A 16,347-nucleotide genomic window follows, 5' to 3' on the forward strand; every position below is an offset into this window, starting at 1 on the left:
TACCCCCAACGGGATTTGAACCCGTGTTACCGCCGTGAGAGGGCGACGTCCTAGGCCGCTAGACGATGGGGGCCTGTGGAGCTTCGTACCGTTTCCGGTCCGTTTCTCCGGTGAGAACTCTACCTCATGTTTCTCGCGGTCTTGACCGCTCGATCCAGAGCCGGAGCTCTTCGCTGGGGTACCAGGACTCGAACCTAGACTAAGTGAACCAGAATCACTCGTGCTGCCAATTACACCATACCCCAAGGGGGTAACCGATCCGCGTCGGGAAGCCGTGACGACGAGTCATAGACCCGTCCCCTAGCTCCCTCCCGTGGAGGTCCCACCGGCCGAGAACATTACCGGACATGCCGACGCGGACCAAATGCGCTGCGCGCGCCCGAGCGGCCCGGCGACGCGCGCGTCCTGCGGTCGACGGGCACGGCCGCCGTCTGGCACCGTCAGGGCATGAGCCCTGGAGACTCCCTCGACCCCGGTTCGCGCGCCGACCGGGCCGCGTCGTTCGAGCACGGTGCCGCGCAGTACGCCTCCACCCGGCCGTCCTACCCGGACGCGGCCGTCGACTGGCTCGTGCCCGACGGCGCCCACCGCGTCCTCGACCTCGCCGCCGGCACCGGGAAGCTCACGGAGCGGCTCGTCGCACGCGGCCTCGACGTCGTCGCCGTCGAGCCGTCCGACGCGATGCGCGACCGTCTCGCCGAGACCGTGCCCGGCGCCGAGGCGCTCCCGGGATCGGCCGAGGCCGTCCCGCTGCCGGACTCGAGCGTCGACGCGGTGCTGGTCGCCCAGGCGTGGCACTGGTTCTCCCCCGCGGCCCAGCCGGAGATCGCGCGCGTGCTGCGGCCCGGCGGCCGGCTCGGCATCGTGTGGAACGTCCGGGACAGCTCGGTGGACTGGGTGGGCAGGTTCACCGAGATCATCCACCGGGGCGACACGCTCGAGCACAGCTACCGCGAGCCCGCGCTCTCCGAGCACCTCTTCACGACGCCGGAGCACCGCACGGTGCCGTGGGCCGACCGGGTCCTCACGTCCTCGCTGCGCCCGCTCGCCGCGTCGCGCAGCTACCTCCTGACCCTCCCACCCGCGCGGCGCGAGGAGCTGCTGGACGAGATCGACCGGCTCGTCGCGACCCACCCCGACCTCGCCGGCCGCACCGAGGTGGACCTCCCCTACCTCGCCCAGTGCTGGCGCGCCGACGTGCGTTCCGACGCACCGGGCGCAGCATGAGCGGCGGGAACGCACGCGGCACGATGACCGGCGACGACGTCCGGGTGGCCGTCCGATGGCTCGCCGACCGCCTCGTGGACCAGCCCGTGTCGGCGTTCGACGCGCAGGCCGGCCCGGTCCGCTGGTCGTGCTGGACGACGACGGAGCACGTGGTCGACGACCTCCTCGCCTACGCGCTCCAGCTCGCGGCGCTCCCCGCGCTCGCGTACGTGCCTCTCGTCGGGCCTCGGGGCGAGGGCGAGATCGCGCACGTCGACCGGGCGGCCGGGACGGCGGGGCTCGTGGAGGCGCTCGTCGGCGGCGGGGAGCTGCTCGCGACGCTCGCCGAGACGCGCCCCGCGGACGCGCGCGCCTTCCACCCGTACGGGGTCTCGGACGCAGGCGGCTTCGCGGCGATGGGCGTCGTGGAGGTCCTCGTGCACGGCCACGACGTCCTCCTCGGGCTCACGGACGCACCCACCCCGTTCCCCCCGGGTCTGGCGGCCCGAGCGCTGACCCGACTGTTCCCCGACGTCGAGACGGGCCCGGACGAGGACCCCGACGCGGTGCTGCTCTGGGCGACCGGCCGGGGCGAGCTCCCGGGTCGGCCCCGGCGCACACGCTGGCGCTGGGACGCGAGCGTGCGCGCGGACGAGCCGGGCTGAGCCGGCCCGTCAGCCCGACGACGCGGCCGCGGCCGCCGCGATGCGGCGCGCGGCCGAGGAGAGCGCCGTGCCGTCCTTCCAGACCATCCGCAGCCGGCGGTCCAGCTCGAGCCCCGGCACCGCGACGCGCACGAGGGCGCCCCGCGCGACGTCCTCGGCGACGGCGAGGCTCGACAGCACGGCGACCGCCCCGCCGTGCTGCACGGCCGTCTTCAGCGCCGCGGTGGAGCCGAGGTAGGGCAGGTGGTCCGGCAGGCGCTCGCCGAGCGCCGCGAGGCCGCGCTCGAGCGTCTCGCGCGTGCCCGAACCACGCTCGCGCACGACGAGCCCCCCGGACAGCAGCTCGTCGACCCGGACCGCGCTGCGGCGCGCCCAGGGGTGCACCGGGCCGACGACGACGACGAGCCGGTCGTGCGCGACGGTGCGGCTGCGCAGCCCGCGCCGCAGCGTCGCGCTCTCGACGAACCCGAGCTCCACGCCGCCGTCGAGGACGAGGTCCGTCACCTCGCGCGAGTTGCGGACGACGAGCTCGACGTCCGGAGCGCCGCCGCCCGGCGCTCCCTCGAGGGCGAGCCGCGCGAGCCAGCGCGGCGCCAGGTACTCCGCGACCGTGAGGCTGGCCGCGACGCGCACCCGGGCCGCCGGGGCGTCGCGCAGCGCCGCGACGGAGGTCTCGAAGCGGTCGGAGGCCTCGATCACCTCGCGCGCCCACGCCGCCGTCGCGCGGCCGGTCTCGGTGAGCCGAGACCCGCGCGTCGTGCGCTCGAGGAGGTCGAGGCCGAGGCGGCGCTCGAGCGCGCGCAGGCCCGCCGAGGCGGTGGGCTGCGCGACGCCGAGGGCGCGGGCGGCGGCGCTGATCGACCCGTGCGAGTCGGTCGCGACGAGCAGCTCGAGCGCGGAGAGGGACGTCCGGTCGCGGGCGGTCGGGGCCATAGGTCCACTCTATGCCTCGCGAGGGAAGTCGCTCTTCTGCCGCCGCGCCAGCCGCAGCACGCTGGAAGCATGACCCAGCCTGCACCCCCCTCGGCCCGCACGGAGGCCCTCGCGACCCGAGGCATCCCGGCGGCCACGGCCGCTCCCCCGGCGCCCGCACCCGACCGGCGTCCCGACGCACCGCGCGGACCGCGCGCGCTCGTCCCCGGGCTCGTCCTCGTCGGCGCGGCCACGCTCCTCGTGCTCGCGGGCGCGCGCCTGGTCCCGACGGTGTCGCCCCTCGTCGTCGCGCTCGTCCTGGGCGCGCTCGTCGCCCCGGTGCTCGGCCGGCTCTCTCCGACGCGTCGGGGCACGGCGACGATCGCCGCGACGCGCCCCGGCGTCGCGTGGACGTCGCGCGTCGTGCTCCGGGTGGGCGTCGTGCTGCTCGGCTTCCAGCTCTCCCTCCCGGAGGTGCTGGGGCTGGGCTGGCGCGGGCTCGTCGTCGTCACGACGACGCTCGCCGTCACCTTCGCGGGCACGCTCGCGCTCGGCCGCGTGCTGCGCGTGCCGCGCGTGACGACGCTGCTCGTCGCGACCGGCTTCTCCGTGTGCGGGGCGGCCGCCATCTCCGCGATGCAGGGCGTCGTGGACCGGCCGGGACGCACGCCCGACGAGGTGCGCGAGGACGACGACGGCGTCGCCACCGCGCTCGCGCTCGTCACCGTCTACGGCACGCTCGCGATCGTCGTGCTGCCGTGGCTCGCGGGGGTGCTCGGGCTCACCGACGACCGGGCCGGGCTCTGGATCGGGGCGAGCGTCCAGGAGGTCGCGCAGGTCGTCACCGCCGCCGGGACGATCTCCGGGCCGGCGCTCGCGACCGCGACGGTCGCGAAGCTCGCGCGCGTGGCCCTCCTCGCGCCGCTCGTCGCCGTCGCCGGGGTCGTCGTGGCCCGCGGGGCCCGACGCGCGGCGTCGGCGCTGGCGGCCACGAGCGCGCTCGGGGCACCGGGCACCGCGCCGTCGTCCGGTGCGGACGACGGCGAGTCCCGCAGCGCAGGTGCCGGGGCCAGGAGGCGACGCGTCGCCCCGGTGCCGTGGTTCGTCGTCGGGTTCGTGGCGGCGGTCGTGCTCCGCAGCCTCGGGGTCGTGCCCGCGCCGGTGCTCGCCGTCCTCGTCACGGCCTCGACGCTGGCGTTCGTCGCGGCGATGTTCGCCCTCGGGCTCGGCGTGGACGTGCCGACGCTCGTGCGCACCGGGCGGCGGTCGCTCGTGCTGGGCGCTCTGTCCGCGGTGCTCGTCACCGCGACGGCCCTCGTCGGGGTCCTGCTCCTCGCCTGACCGCCCCACGGGCGAGAGCCCCGGGTCTCCCGGGGAACGCCCCGGTAGGCCGGGGTAGAGGCCCGGTACGCCGAGGTAGAGCCCTGGTCATGACCAGGGATCTACCTCGCGGAACCAGGGCTCTACCTCACGGGGCGGGGGCTCTACCTCACGGGGCGGGGGCTCTACCTCGCGGGCGGGGGCTGTGCCTCGCAGGGCCGGGGGTTACCTCGGCGCGGGGGTCTGCGCCGCCGCGACGCCGAGCGTCGCGGCGAGATCGTCGAGGTTGTCGACGACGTGCACGCCCGACGCGCGGGCCGACGTCGGGTCCTCCGGGTGCGGGCCGCCGCGGCGGGTGCCGGGGCGGTCGAGCCAGACCCCGACGAGGCCCGCGGCGAGCGCGCCGCGCGCGTCGACGTCGAGCTCGTCGCCCACGTACGCGGTGCGGGCCGGGTCGGTGCCGAGACGACGGCACGCCTCGGCGAACACGCGCGGGTCGGGCTTGCCGAAGCCGAGCGTGTCCACCCCGACGAGCAGCGGCACGTCGGCCAGGCCCGCGGCCGCGAGCTTGCGGGTCTGGAGCTCGACGCGCGCGTTCGTCAGCGACCCGACGCGCACCCCGGCCCCCGTGAGCGCGTCGACGACCGCGCGGGAGTCGGCGAACGCCGTCCACGACGCCTCGAACGTGCCCCAGAAGAGGTCCTTCCAGTCGACGTACGCCGCGTCGTCGAGCAGCTCGCCACCGAACGCCGCCTGGAGCTCGTTGGCGCGCGCCATGCGCTGGGCGTCGAAGTCGACCTCGCCGCGCGTGTACGCGCGGTAGTGCCCGTTGGGGTCGGCGCGCCACAGCGCGAGGACCTCGTCGTAGCGCTCCTCGGGCAGGTGCGGCAGCCACACGCGCGACGCGGCGGCGATGGCCTGCGCGAACGCGGCGCGCGTGTCGACGAGCGTGTCGTCGACGTCGAACAGGACGCCCTCGAGCGGCGCGCCCGCCGAGGCCGCGGCGTCGGTCACAGCGCGTCCCGCAGGCGCACGAGGCGCTCCAGCGTCGAGCCCTTGCCGAGCAGCTCCATCGACTCGAACAGCGGCGGCGAGACGCGGCGGCCCGTGAGCGCGACGCGCAGCGGCGTGAACGCGAAGCGCGGCTTGACGCCCATGCCCTCGACGATCGCGTCGCGCAGGCGCTCCTCGATGGCGGCGGCGACGAACTCGTCGTCCTGCAGCACGTCGAGCGCGGCGATCGCCGCCGCGAGGATGTCCTTCGCGTCGTCGCGCAGGGCGCCGCGCGCGTCCTCCTCGACCGTGAGCGCGTCGTCGGCCGTGAAGAGGAAGCCCAGCATCCCGACCGACTCGCCCAGAAGCACCATGCGCTCCTGGACGAGCGGCGCGGCCGCCGTGAGGATCTCCTGGTTGCGGGGCGACAGGTCGGCGAACGAGTCCGCCGGGACGAGCCCGCCCGCGTGGAGGTACGGCACGAGGCGGTCGCGGAAGTCCTCCGGCGCGAGCATCCGCACGTGCGTCGCGTTGATCGCCTCGGCCTTCTTGAGGTCGAAGCGCGCCGGGTTCGGCAGCACGTCGTGCACGTCGAACGCCTCGACCATCTCGGTGACCGTGAAGATGTCGTGGTCCGGCGAGATCGACCAGCCGAGCAGCGCGAGGTAGTTGAGCAGGCCCTCCGGCGTGAACCCGCGCTCGCGGTGCAGGAACAGGTTGGACTCGGGGTCGCGCTTGGAGAGCTTCTTGTTGCCCTCCCCCATGACGTACGGGAGGTGGCCGAACTCCGGCATCACGTGCGCGACGCCGATCTCCAGCAGCGCCCGGTACAGCGCGATCTGGCGCGGCGTCGAGGACAGCAGGTCCTCGCCGCGCAGCACGTGCGTGATGCCCATGAGCGCGTCGTCCACCGGGTTCACGAGCGTGTAGAGCGGCTGCCCGTTCGCGCGCACGAGCGCGTAGTCCGGGACCGAGCCCGCCTTGAACGTGATCTCCCCGCGCACGACGTCGGTGAACGTGATGTCCTCGTCCGGCATCCGCAGGCGCAGCACCGGCTCGCGGCCCTCGGCGCGGAAGGCGGCCTTCTGCTCGTCCGTGAGGGTGCGGTCGAAGTTGTCGTAGCCCTTCGTCTTGAGCCCCGCGGCGGCGTTGCGCGCGTCGGACTCCTCCGGGGTCGAGAACGACTCGTACACGTACCCGCCCTCGACGAGCCGCGCGATGACGTCCTGGTAGATGTCCGCGCGCTGCGACTGCCGGTACGGCTCGTGCGGGCCGCCGACCTCGACGCCCTCGTCCCAGTCGAGCCCGAGCCAGCGCAGCGCGTCGAGGAGCTGCTGATAGCTCTCCTCGCTGTCGCGCGCGGCGTCGGTGTCCTCGATGCGGAACACGAACGTGCCGCCCGTGTGCCGCGCGTAGGCCCAGTTGAACAGCGCGGTGCGGATGAGCCCGACGTGCGGCGTCCCGGTCGGGGACGGGCAGAAGCGGACGCGGACGGGCGAGGAACCAGGTGCGGGGATCACGGCTCCCAGCCTAGTTGCCCGACGCCGCCCCCCGCCCGGGCGTCCGGCACCGTGCCTGTCCTCGTCTCAGTCCGGGACGGTCCCCGCCGCGCCTCCCGCGCGCCCGGCCCGCCACGACCGCGTCGCGGCGACCGCCGCACCGAGGGCGGCGCCGGCGAGCGCGCACCCCGGGACCAGGATGATCGCCAGGACGACGGCGTACGCCAGCACCTCGCCCGGGGGGACGTTCCCGGAGGCGATCGCGAGGACCGCGAGCACGACCACGACCACGCACGGGACGACGGCACCCCAGCCCGCCCACCGCGCGACGGCGCGGCCCGGACCGCGTCCCACGGTCAGCCGCGCCGGACGACCGGGTTGCTCAGGACGCCCAGCCCCTCGACCTCGCACTCGACGCGGTCGCCGACGTCGATCAGCCCGACGCCGGCGGGCGTGCCGGTGAGGATGACGTCGCCGGGCAGCAGGGTCATCGCCTCGGAGACGTACGACACGAGGAACGGGATGTCGAAGATCATGTCGCTCGTGCGGCCGTCCTGCTTGACCTCGCCGTTGACGCGGCTGCGGACGCCGACGTCCTCGGGGTTCAGGTCGGTGTCGATCCACGGCCCGAGGGGGCACGCGGAGTCGAAGCCCTTGGCGCGCGCCCACTGGCCGTCGGTGCGCTGCGCGTCGCGCGCGGTGACGTCGTTCGCGACCGTGTACCCCAGCACGTACGCCGGCGCGGCCTCGGGCGACACGTCCTTCGCGAGGCGCCCGATGACGACCGCGAGCTCGGCCTCGTACGAGACCTCCTGCGAGAAGTCGGGCAGGACGATCGGGTCGTCCGGGCCGACGACCGACGTGTTGGGCTTGAGGAAGAGCAGCGGGCTCGTCGGGACGTCGTTGCCCATCTCCTTCGCGTGGTCCGCGTAGTTGCGGCCCACGGCGACGATCTTGGAGCGCGGGATCACCGGTGCGAGGAGCCGGACGCCGTCGCCCAGCTCGACGCGCTCGCCCGTCGGCGTGACGGGCATGTAGAGCGGGTCGCCCGTGAGGACCGCGAGGTACGTGCGGTCCCCCTCCTGCTGGACGAGGGCGTAGCGGGGGTCGTCTCCGGTGGTGAATCTCGCGATGCGCACGGGCCCAGGCTATCCGGCCGTGCCCGGTCGATCACGTGCGGGCGAGGACCTCGCCGTTGAGGACGGCGAACCAGCCCGCGGGCTCCTCGGCCCAGCGCAGCCAGTCCTGCGCGAGCTGCTCGAGCGCGACGTCGTCCGCGAGCGCCGACTCCTTCGCCTGGACGGCGAAGTTCGACGCGACGCACCGCTCGGCCCACAGCCCGCCCCACCACGTGCGGTCGGCGGGGGTGGCGTAGCACCAGGTGCTCGCGCTGGGCTCGATCCCGTCGAGCGGGAACCCGGCGTCCTGCACCCAGGAGAAGAGTCGACGGCCGGCGTCGGCCTCGTACCCGTAGGCGTGCGTGACCTCGTGGTAGAGCGTGTTCCACTCGGTGAGCCCCGGCGACTCGGGGTACCAGGTCATCGCGGCGTAGTCGGCGTCGCGCACGGCGACGAGCCCGCCCGGCTTCGTGACGCGCCGCATCTCGCGCAGCGCGCCGACCGGGTCGGACAGGTGCTGCAGGAGCTGGTGCGCGTAGACGACGTCGAAGGTGCCGTCGGCGAACGGCAGCTCGTAGGCGTTCGCGTGCTGGAACGTGATGTTCGCGGTGCCGCGCTGGGCGGCGAGCTCGCGCGCGCTGTCGAGGACGGCCTCGGACGCGTCGACGCCGACGACCCGCCCGCCGCCGACGCGGTCGGCGAGGTCGACGGTGACCGTGGCCGGGCCGCAGCCGACGTCGAGGAGGCTCATGCCGGGGCGCAGGTGCGGCAGGAGGAAGCCGGCCGAGTTCTCGGCCGTGCGCCAGCGGTGCGAGCGCAGCACGGACTCGTGGTGGCCGTGGGTGTACGACTCGGACTCCTGCGCGGGGTCGCTGCCTGCCCCGGTGGGGGCGTCGGCGTGGTGCTCGGCGGCCTCGTCGGCGCCGTGGGGGGTGTGCGTCATACCCGCACCGTAGGCCGCGGGTGCGGCGTTCTCGACCCCGTTCTCACACTCTGGGCGCGCGGTCGCCGCGCGGCTCGTCCCCGGCGTGGCGGCGGGGTGGGAGCGCGCCCGCGCGCGGACAATCCCCCCATGACGGCCGCGACCGGCACGACCTCCGCCCCGGGCGACCCCGCTCGCCCCTCCGCCGGCTTCGCGCGGCGCCACGCCGCGCTCCTGCTCGGCGGGCCGGGCCGCGTCACGGGGCTCGACGTCGCGCGCGGGGTCGCGGTCCTCGGGATGTTCGCGGCGCACGTGGGCTTCACGACGGACGACTTCGGCGAGGTCTCCGGCTGGCTCTCGCTGTCGCACGGGCGCTCGTCGGTGCTCTTCGCACTCGTGGCCGGGGTGTCGCTCGCCCTCGTCTCGGGCGGGCGCACCCCGCTCGACGGGCTGCCCGCGCTCCAGAACCGCACCCGCGTCCTCGTGCGCGCGGTGCTCCTGCTCGCCCTGGCCGGGCTGCTGGACCTGCTCGGCACACGCGTGCTGCTCATCCTCGGCTTCTACGCCGCCTACTTCGTGCTCGCGCTGCCGTTCCTGCGCTGGCGGCGCCGGGACCTCCTCGTGCTCGCGGGCGTGGTCGCCGTCGTCGGTCCGGTGCTCGCCCTGTGGCTCCCGGAGGTGCTCGCGCGCGCCGGGCTCGACCTGCCCGACGACGGTTCGGGAGCGCTCACGGACTTCCTCGTCTCCGGGCACTACCCGGCGGTGGTGTGGATGGCGTACGTGCTCGTCGGGATCGCGATCGGTCGGTCCGACCTCGGGGCGAGGACGACGCGCGTCGCGCTGGTCGGTGGCGGGCTCCTGGCGGCCGGGCTCGGGTACGGCGTCTCGGCACTGGTGACGGGTCCGCTCGGCGGGGCGCAGGCCGTGGAGGACGCGGCCGCGGTGTGGTCGAGCGCGTACCGGCCGGAGCCGCTCGGGTGGGCGGACCCGTGGCCGACGAGCGCGTACCTCTGGCTCGCGGGCCCGCACACGGACACGCTCCCCGAGGTCGTGGGGTCGGGCGGGTTCGCCGTCGCGGTGCTCGGGCTGTGCCTGTTCGCGGGCCGGGTCGGTCGCTGGGTGCTCGCCCCCGTCGCCGCGGTCGGTGCCATGGCGCTCACGGTCTACTCGGCCCAGATCGTCGTCCTGTGGGCGTGGGGCGACGCGGCGTACGAGCAGACGACGAACGGGCCGCTCCTCGCGCTCGTGCTCGCGACGCTGGTGGTCGCGACCTTCTGGCGCTGGGCGTTCGGCCGCGGCCCGCTGGAACGGCTCGTCGCGTCCGTCGCGGCGCGCGCCTCCGCCGTCACGTCGTCGCGCGGGCCGACGTAGGGTCGGCCGCATGACCACCACGAGCGACGACACCGCCCCCCGCCCCGCCCTGCGCCGTCTCGGCCGGTCCGGCCTGGCGGTGTCCGCCGTCGGGCTGGGGTGCAACAACTTCGGGCGCCCCACGACGGCGACGGAGACCCTGGAAGGCACGCGCGCCGTCGTCGACGCCGCGCTCGACGCGGGCGTGACCTTCTTCGACACGGCCGACACGTACGGCGGCCGTCCGGGTCTGAGCGAGGAGCTCCTCGGCCAGGCGCTCGGGTCGCGGCGCGACGACGTCGTGGTGGCGACGAAGTTCGGCCTGTCGATGCGCGGGGTCGCGGGGGCGGACTTCGACGCGCGCGGCTCGCGCCGCTACGTCGTGCGGGCGGTCGAGGACTCGCTGCGGCGCCTCGGCACCGACCGCATCGACCTCTACCAGTTCCACGCCCCCGACCCGCGGACGCCGATCGACGAGACGCTCGCGGCGCTCGACGACCTCGTGCGCGCGGGCAAGGTCCTCTACGTGGGGCACTCGAACCGGGCGGGGTGGCAGATCGCGGAGGCGGAGTTCGTCGCGCGCGCGGCGGGCACCGTGCGGTTCGTGTCCGCGCAGAACCAGTACAACCTCGTCGACCGCGCGGCCGAGCTCGAGGTGCTGCCCGCCGCGGCGGCGTACGGGCTCGGCGTCCTGCCGTACTTCCCGCTCGCGAACGGCCTCCTCACCGGCAAGTACGCGCACGGCGCGCGGCCCGACGACGGCCGGCTCGTGCGCACCAAGCCGCACCTGCTCGAGTCCGCGCCCTGGGAGGCGCTCGCGCGGCTCGGCGCGTTCTGCCAGGTGCGCGGCATCACCGAGGTGCAGGTCGCGTTCGGGTGGCTGCTCTCCCGACCCCAGGTGTCGAGCGTCATCGCGGGTGCGACGAAGCCCGAGCAGGTGCGGCAGAACGCCGCCGCGGGCGCGTGGCGGCCCACGGACGAGGACCTCGCCGAGCTCGACGAGATCTTTCCTCCGCTCGGGAAGGTCGCGCCCTTCTGACCCGCCCCACCGGGCTCCTGTCGGCCTGGCGGCCGGTCGTGTGGCCCGACCGCGACCGGCTGCCTACCGTGGGGGCATGGCCTCGTGGGAGGACGTCGGACGGGTCGTGGCGGTGCTGCCGGGCACGGCGCTCAAGGACGCACGACGGTGGACGGTGCACGGCAAGCTCTTCGTGTGGGAGCGCCCCCTGCGCCCGCGCGACCTCGACGAGCTGGGCGCCGCAGCCCCGGCGGAGCCGCCCGTCGCGCTGCGCGTCGCGGACGAGGGCGAGAAGGCCGCGCTGATCCAGGACGACCCCGGCACGTTCTTCACGACGAGCCACTTCGACGGGTACCCGATCGTGCTCGCGCGGCTCGACCGGGTCCCTGTGCCGGAGCTCGAGGAGCTCCTGCAGGACGCGTGGCTCGCCCGCGCCCCGCACCGCCTCGCGCAGGAGTACCTGCGGCGCACGGAGTGACGCCTGCGCACGTCGGGAGAGGGGTCACCAGGAGAAGACGGCCACCGCGTAGTTCGCCCACGTCGGCTCCAGCGCCACCGTGACGTCCTCCGGGTCGTGGACGGCGTACACGAGATCCCACTCGCCGCTCGACCCCCGCGCCACGAGGTCGGGACGCTCGAGCAGGACGTCCGGCGCGTAGTCGTACACCCGGCGGGCCACGAGGCCGCCCGACACCGGCTGCACGTCGACGCTCCCGGGGTCGACGGCGCGGCCCGTGCCGTTCGTCAGGCGCACCCGGACACGCACGGAGTCCGGCGGGTCGCCGTCGCGCACCGCCGCGTGCTCGCTCGGCGTGTACGCCTGCGGCGCCGAGACCGCGACGACGAGTCCGTCGGCGTACCGGACCGAGTCGCCGAACCAGACGCGGTCGGACACGGCCGTGATCTCCGGGCCGTCGTCGGACCCGCCGCCGAGCGGGTACCCGCGCAGCGAGCTGCCGACGCCGTAGCCGGGACCGGACGCGGGCACGAGGTCGACAGCCACCCAGGTCGTGACGACGACCGTCCCCGCGAGCAGCGCGACGAGCGCGCGCGTCGCCCCGGGCACGCCGCGCGTGCCCCGACGCCAGGCGACGGCGCCGACCGTCAGCACGACGGCCCCGGCGACCGGGTAGAGCCAGCCCACGTGCGCCCAGCCCCAGCGCGCCGTCATGGCCTCGGTGACGAGGACGGCCCCGACGAGCAGGACGCCGAGGCACGCCGTGACGAGGACGCCCGTACCCGGCGGCCGGGCGCGCGCGGGCTGCGCGGCCGGTCCGGGCTCGGGGTCGCCCGGGGCCGGGCGTTCGCCGCCGTCCGCAGGCGCGCTGGCCTGCACAGGGTCCGGCGCCGAGGGCGCGGGCTCGCGCTCCCCCGCCGTACCGGGCGCCGTGCCCCACACGGGTGCGGGCGCCGCGTCGTCGGGCGGGGTCCTGGGGTCGCTCGTGCTCACCGGTCCGTCCCTCGGTCCCGTGCGCCGGTCAGTACGCGCTCACGCGGGTGACCTCGAAGGTCGCCGTCTTCATGGCCTCCAGGTTCTCGGAGTCGATGAAGTCGAAGGCCTCGACGGTCGTCGACTCGCCCGGCGCGAGCTCGTCGGTGTAGGCGAAGTCGGACTCGACGACCGTGCCGTCGGCCGCGACGGCGTCGATGTCGAGGTCGAACGTCAGCGGCTCGTCGGAGGTGTTGGTCAGCGTGACCGGCAGCGCGGACTCCACCCAGCCGAACTCGTCGGCGGTGCCCTCGAACGTGCCGATCTCGACCTCGAGGTCGTTCGCGAGGATCTCGTCCGTCGACTCGCCGAGCGCACGGTCGGAGTCCTCCTGGATCTCCGCCAGCGACTGCTCGTACTGCGACGAGGCCTCGTTCGCCGCGATGACGAAGAGGACCCACACGAGGATCGTCACGAGCACGGACACGACGCCCAGCACGATCGCCGCGATGGAGAAGCCCTTGCCCGACCGGCCCCGCTTCGCCTGCGACAGCCCGACGAAGCCGAGCACCACGCCCGCGATGCCCATGACTGCGGCGAAGATGTTGACGAACGGGATCCAGCTGCCCAGGAAGCCGAGGATCGCGAGCACGAACCCGACGATCGCCATCGTCCCGGTCGTCGACACGGGCGCGGCGTACGGGGCGTAGCCGTTCCCGAACGGGCTCCCGTAGGGCTGCTGGGCGGGGTCGCCGTAGGGCTGGCCGTACGGCTGCTGCGCCCCGGCGGCCGGGTACGGCTGCGCGTACCCCTGGGCCGGGTCCCCTGCGGGCCCGCCGTAGCCCGGCTGTCCGTACGCCGTCTGCGGGTCCGCGCCGTAGGGCGCGTAGCCCGGGTCGCCGTAGGGCGCTTGCTCCGGCGTGCCGCCGTACCCGGGCGCGCCGGACGCGGCGTCGGGCGAGCCGTGCGGCTGCGGCTCCCCCTGCGGCGCCCACGGGTCCTGCCCCTGTCCGTGCTCCTGCCGCGCCGGGTCCGAGTCCTGCGGCCGGTAGGGGTCGAACTGGTAGGGGTCCTGCGGTGCCGTGGGCGGCTGCGACATGGTGCTCCTCCGCGGCCTCGCCGCGAGTTCGGTCGTTCGGGTCGGGGTGGACGGCCGACGCGCGGTCGGCCGGCCTGACGCGCCGGGTCTTCACAGCACGTTCACGACCATTCTTCCCGGTCGCGCCCACATCGGGAAAACCGCACGGCGGGTGAAAGTCCGCCGCGGCGGCGCGCCCACGGGCTCTCGTACCCTGGGTACGTGCCTGCGACCGTCACCACGACCCCCCGGGCGACGTCCGTCGTCGGCCCCGTCGTGCTGCCTGCCGCGGAGTGGGCCGAGCGTGAGCGCGCCCACGCCGAGCGCGCGGACGCGCTCACGGCCGGGTGGCGGCACCGGAAGCCGCTCGGGCAGAAGCACGCGATCGAGGACTTCCTCTTCACCTACTACCCCACGCGCCCGGCCCAGCTCCGGCGCTGGCACCCGGGGCCGGGCGTCGTGCTGGCTCCCCCGCCCACCGCCGCGAGCGGTGCGGCACCGGGCGGCGACGACGCCCCCGACCCGTCCACCGACCGCGCCGGCTGGCGCTGGTACCGCCGCACGACCGAGGGCCTGACGCTCGACACCGACGCGTTCCTCGCCGACCGTGGCGACACCGTGCGGTACCTGCGCGGTCTGCTCACGGCGACGGCGTCTCGCCCGGGGCGGTTCGGCTGCTTCGGGCTCCACGAGTGGGCCATGGTCTACCGCGACAAGGCGGCCGGCCGCGACCACCGCCACCCGCTCCCCCTGCGGCTCGGGCACGACGGGACCGACCGGGTCGTCGAGGACCACCCCGTGCAGTGCTCCCACTTCGACGCGTTCCGCTTCTTCACGCCCGAGGCGGGGCCGCTCAACCGCCTGCGGCCCACGCGCGAGACGCAGCCCGCCCTGGAGCAGCCCGGGTGCCTGCACGCGACGATGGACCTCTACAAGTGGGCGCTCAAGCTCACGCCGGCCGTCCCCGGCGACGTCGTGCTCGACGCGTTCGAGCTCGCGCGCGACGTCCGCGTCGTCGACATGCAGGCGTCGCCCTACGACGTGTCGTCGTACGGGCTGGAGCCGGTCGCGATCGAGACGCCCGAGGGCAAGGCCGAGTACGTGCGGCACCAGCGCGCCTTCGCCGCCCGCGGGGCGGCGCTGCGCGAGCGGCTCGTCGCCGTGTGCGACGCGCTGCTCCCGCCGGACGGCGACGCGGCCGCCCGCCCTCCCCGCTGACGCACCGACGACCGGCGCACCGGGCCGACGTCGCGCCGGGAATGGCCGTGACCGGCGGACGGACCGCGTGCGAGGATCGCCCGCGTGAGCCGCGCCGAGACCATCGCCGAGATCCCGACCGGACCCGTGGCCGTCCCCGCCGTCGTCCGCGCGCTCGCGGGGGACGACGTCGTCACCCCGGTCTGGCGCAACACCGTCGGCGGGCTGACGTTCCGGCTCGACGCCCGCGGCGGGGAGACCGCGCGGCCGGTCCGGTACGCGAAGTGGGTCCCGGCGGCCGTCCCGGAGATCGACCTGGGCGCGGAGGCCGAGCGGCTCGCGTGGGTCGGCGACCGGACCCCCGTGCCGCGCGTCCTCGACCAGGGCGCGGACGACGACGGCTCGTGGCTCGTGACGCAAGCCGTCGCGGGGCGGTCTGCGGTCGAGGCGCGCTGGGCGGGCGACCCGGCGGTCGCGGCGACCGCGATCGGCCGCGGGCTGCGCACGCTCCACGAGGCGCTCCCGGTCGCGTCGTGCCCCTTCACCTGGTCCGTCGCGCAGCGCGTGGCGCAGGCCGACGACCGCCTCGCGCGCGGGCACGGCCCCGACGAGTGGTTCCCCGAGCATCGCGGTCTGGCCGTCGCCGAGGCGCGCGCCCGGCTCGACGACGCTCCCCCGGTCGACCGCCTCGTCGTGTGCCACGGGGACGCGTGCGTGCCGAACACGCTCCTGCACGACGACGGCACGTTCGCCGCGCACGTCGACCTCGGGTCGCTCGGGGTCGCGGACCGCTGGGCTGACCTCGCCGTCGCGGCGTGGAGCACGGAGTGGAACTACGGCCCCGGGTACGACGGCCACGTCTACGCGGGCTACGGCGTCGAGCCCGACCCGGAGCGCATCGCGTACTACCGGCTGCTCTGGGACCTGTCCTGACGTCGGAGCGCGGTGCCGCCGCGGACGCGGTCAGCCCCGACGCGGCTGGTGGGCGGCGACGCCCTGCTCGGCGAGCTCGGCGGTCTCCGCGATCCGGCGGGCCCGGGTCTCGGGCCGCTTCGCCTCGACGATCCAGCCGAGGATCGAGCGCCGCACGCCGGGCGTGAAGGCGTCGAAGCGGGCCCGCGCGTCGGGCCGCTCGCCGAGCGCCGTGGCGAGGTCGTCGGGGACGACGAGCGCCTCCGCGTCGTCGTGCCGGGTCCAGGACCCGTCCGCCCGGGCCGCCTCCACGACGGCGCGCCCCGCGTCCGTCAGGCGTCCGTCCGCCTCGACGCGCGCGACCCGCTCCTTGCTGAGGCGCGTCCACCGGGAGCCGGGGCGGCGGCGCGTGAACCACAGCGCGTGCCGGTCCTGGTCGACGGTCGCGGCCTGCCCGTCGATCCAGCCGTAGGACAGCGCCTCCTCGATCCACGGCTCGTACCCGAACGTCGGCCGGCCGCTCTCGTGACGCCACGTGACGAGCCAGACTCCGGGCTCGGCGTCGTCGTGGTGCGCCGCGAGCCATGCCCGCCACTCCGCGGGGGCCTGCGCGTGGAACGCGGGCCGGCCCTGGAACTCCTCGGTCACGGTGGCGCCTCCGTCGTCGGTCGGGGCACCAGCGTGCCCGGTCCGCCGCGGAGGCGCCAGGGTGCCGGCCCGGGAGGCGC

Annotated in this window: 17 protein-coding genes and 2 tRNA genes; 8 read left to right on the forward strand and 11 right to left on the reverse strand. The window is 75.5% G+C overall.

All coding sequences use genetic code 11. The features are described from left to right. A tRNA-Glu gene (locus tag GWJ10_RS09880) sits at positions 1-73 on the reverse strand. Between the two features lie 100 nt (positions 74-173). Continuing rightward, a tRNA-Gln gene (locus tag GWJ10_RS09885) sits at positions 174-245 on the reverse strand. Between the two features lie 202 nt (positions 246-447). On the opposite strand from GWJ10_RS09885, the gene GWJ10_RS09890 reads away from it, so the two are divergent. Together GWJ10_RS09890 and GWJ10_RS09895 are read left to right on the forward strand one after the other, a co-directional pair. After that, the gene (locus GWJ10_RS09890) at positions 448-1,227 is read left to right on the forward strand and encodes a class I SAM-dependent methyltransferase (RefSeq protein WP_076405683.1); all 780 of its coding nucleotides are present in this window, start codon (positions 448-450) and stop codon (positions 1,225-1,227) included. Continuing rightward, positions 1,224-1,871: a hypothetical protein gene (locus GWJ10_RS09895; protein WP_206158388.1), complete on the forward strand. Its 648-nt coding sequence runs from the start codon at positions 1,224-1,226 to the stop codon at positions 1,869-1,871. Before GWJ10_RS09890 ends, GWJ10_RS09895 begins: the two co-directional genes overlap by 4 nt. Positions 1,872-1,880: 9 nt before the next feature. Here GWJ10_RS09895 and GWJ10_RS09900 read toward each other — a convergent pair whose 3' ends face one another. Beyond that, on the reverse strand, positions 1,881-2,804 hold the full coding sequence (locus tag GWJ10_RS09900) for a LysR family transcriptional regulator (protein ID WP_163187160.1): 924 nt from the start codon (positions 2,802-2,804) through the stop codon (positions 1,881-1,883). A 69-nt stretch (positions 2,805-2,873) separates the two neighbouring features. On the opposite strand from GWJ10_RS09900, the gene GWJ10_RS09905 reads away from it, so the two are divergent. Then, the gene (locus GWJ10_RS09905; RefSeq protein WP_163187162.1) at positions 2,874-4,124 is read left to right on the forward strand and encodes a putative sulfate exporter family transporter; all 1,251 of its coding nucleotides are present in this window, start codon (positions 2,874-2,876) and stop codon (positions 4,122-4,124) included. A gap of 204 nt (positions 4,125-4,328) precedes the next feature. On the opposite strand, the gene GWJ10_RS09910 is transcribed toward GWJ10_RS09905, so the two are convergent. From GWJ10_RS09910 to GWJ10_RS09930, 5 genes are all read right to left on the reverse strand, one after another. Beyond that, positions 4,329-5,117, reverse strand: a complete 789-nt coding sequence (locus tag GWJ10_RS09910; protein WP_163187164.1) for an HAD family hydrolase — start codon at positions 5,115-5,117, stop codon at positions 4,329-4,331. Next, a complete protein-coding gene (gltX, locus tag GWJ10_RS09915; protein WP_206158389.1) occupies positions 5,114-6,616 on the reverse strand; it encodes a glutamate--tRNA ligase in 1,503 nt (500 codons plus the stop codon). The genes GWJ10_RS09910 and gltX overlap by 4 nt, the downstream gene beginning before the upstream one ends. Before the next feature lie 66 nt (positions 6,617-6,682). After that, a complete protein-coding gene (locus GWJ10_RS09920) occupies positions 6,683-6,949 on the reverse strand; it encodes a hypothetical protein (RefSeq protein WP_163187166.1) in 267 nt (88 codons plus the stop codon). 2 nt (positions 6,950-6,951) lie between these two features. After that, complete coding sequence (locus GWJ10_RS09925; protein ID WP_163187168.1) at positions 6,952-7,734, reverse strand: fumarylacetoacetate hydrolase family protein; 783 nt, start codon at positions 7,732-7,734, stop codon at positions 6,952-6,954. A gap of 31 nt (positions 7,735-7,765) precedes the next feature. Next, positions 7,766-8,656, reverse strand: coding sequence for a methyltransferase domain-containing protein (locus GWJ10_RS09930; RefSeq protein ID WP_163187170.1), 891 nt, complete (start codon positions 8,654-8,656; stop codon positions 7,766-7,768). Between the two features lie 129 nt (positions 8,657-8,785). Between GWJ10_RS09930 and GWJ10_RS09935 the strand changes: the two genes are divergently transcribed. From GWJ10_RS09935 to GWJ10_RS09945, 3 genes are all read left to right on the forward strand, one after another. Further along, on the forward strand, positions 8,786-10,006 hold the full coding sequence (locus GWJ10_RS09935; RefSeq protein ID WP_163187172.1) for a heparan-alpha-glucosaminide N-acetyltransferase domain-containing protein: 1,221 nt from the start codon (positions 8,786-8,788) through the stop codon (positions 10,004-10,006). 10 nt (positions 10,007-10,016) lie between these two features. After that, on the forward strand, positions 10,017-11,024 hold the full coding sequence (locus GWJ10_RS09940) for an aldo/keto reductase (RefSeq protein WP_163187174.1): 1,008 nt from the start codon (positions 10,017-10,019) through the stop codon (positions 11,022-11,024). A gap of 76 nt (positions 11,025-11,100) precedes the next feature. Then, positions 11,101-11,481 carry an MmcQ/YjbR family DNA-binding protein gene (locus GWJ10_RS09945; RefSeq protein WP_163187176.1) on the forward strand — a complete coding sequence of 127 codons (381 nt, stop codon included), beginning with the start codon at positions 11,101-11,103 and terminating at the stop codon, positions 11,479-11,481. A 24-nt stretch (positions 11,482-11,505) separates the two neighbouring features. Here GWJ10_RS09945 and GWJ10_RS09950 read toward each other — a convergent pair whose 3' ends face one another. Beyond that, positions 11,506-12,453 (reverse strand): hypothetical protein, encoded by a 948-nt coding sequence (locus tag GWJ10_RS09950; RefSeq protein WP_163187178.1) that lies wholly within the window; start codon positions 12,451-12,453, stop codon positions 11,506-11,508. A gap of 28 nt (positions 12,454-12,481) precedes the next feature. After that, entirely contained in the window at positions 12,482-13,531 is a 1,050-nt protein-coding gene (locus tag GWJ10_RS09955) for a DUF4190 domain-containing protein (protein ID WP_163187180.1), read from the reverse strand. A gap of 258 nt (positions 13,532-13,789) precedes the next feature. Between GWJ10_RS09955 and GWJ10_RS09960 the strand changes: the two genes are divergently transcribed. Next, positions 13,790-14,728 carry a 3-methyladenine DNA glycosylase gene (locus tag GWJ10_RS09960; RefSeq protein WP_083711920.1) on the forward strand — a complete coding sequence of 313 codons (939 nt, stop codon included), beginning with the start codon at positions 13,790-13,792 and terminating at the stop codon, positions 14,726-14,728. An 84-nt stretch (positions 14,729-14,812) separates the two neighbouring features. Further along, a complete protein-coding gene (locus GWJ10_RS09965) occupies positions 14,813-15,640 on the forward strand; it encodes an aminoglycoside 3'-phosphotransferase (protein WP_163187182.1) in 828 nt (275 codons plus the stop codon). Between the two features lie 30 nt (positions 15,641-15,670). Here GWJ10_RS09965 and GWJ10_RS09970 read toward each other — a convergent pair whose 3' ends face one another. Continuing rightward, on the reverse strand, positions 15,671-16,267 hold the full coding sequence (locus GWJ10_RS09970; RefSeq protein WP_163187184.1) for a YdeI/OmpD-associated family protein: 597 nt from the start codon (positions 16,265-16,267) through the stop codon (positions 15,671-15,673). Positions 16,268-16,347: the final 80 nt, after the last annotated feature.

Source organism: Cellulosimicrobium sp. SL-1 (genome assembly GCF_011033075.1).
GTDB classification, from domain to species: Bacteria; Actinomycetota; Actinomycetes; order Actinomycetales; family Cellulomonadaceae; genus Cellulosimicrobium; species Cellulosimicrobium funkei.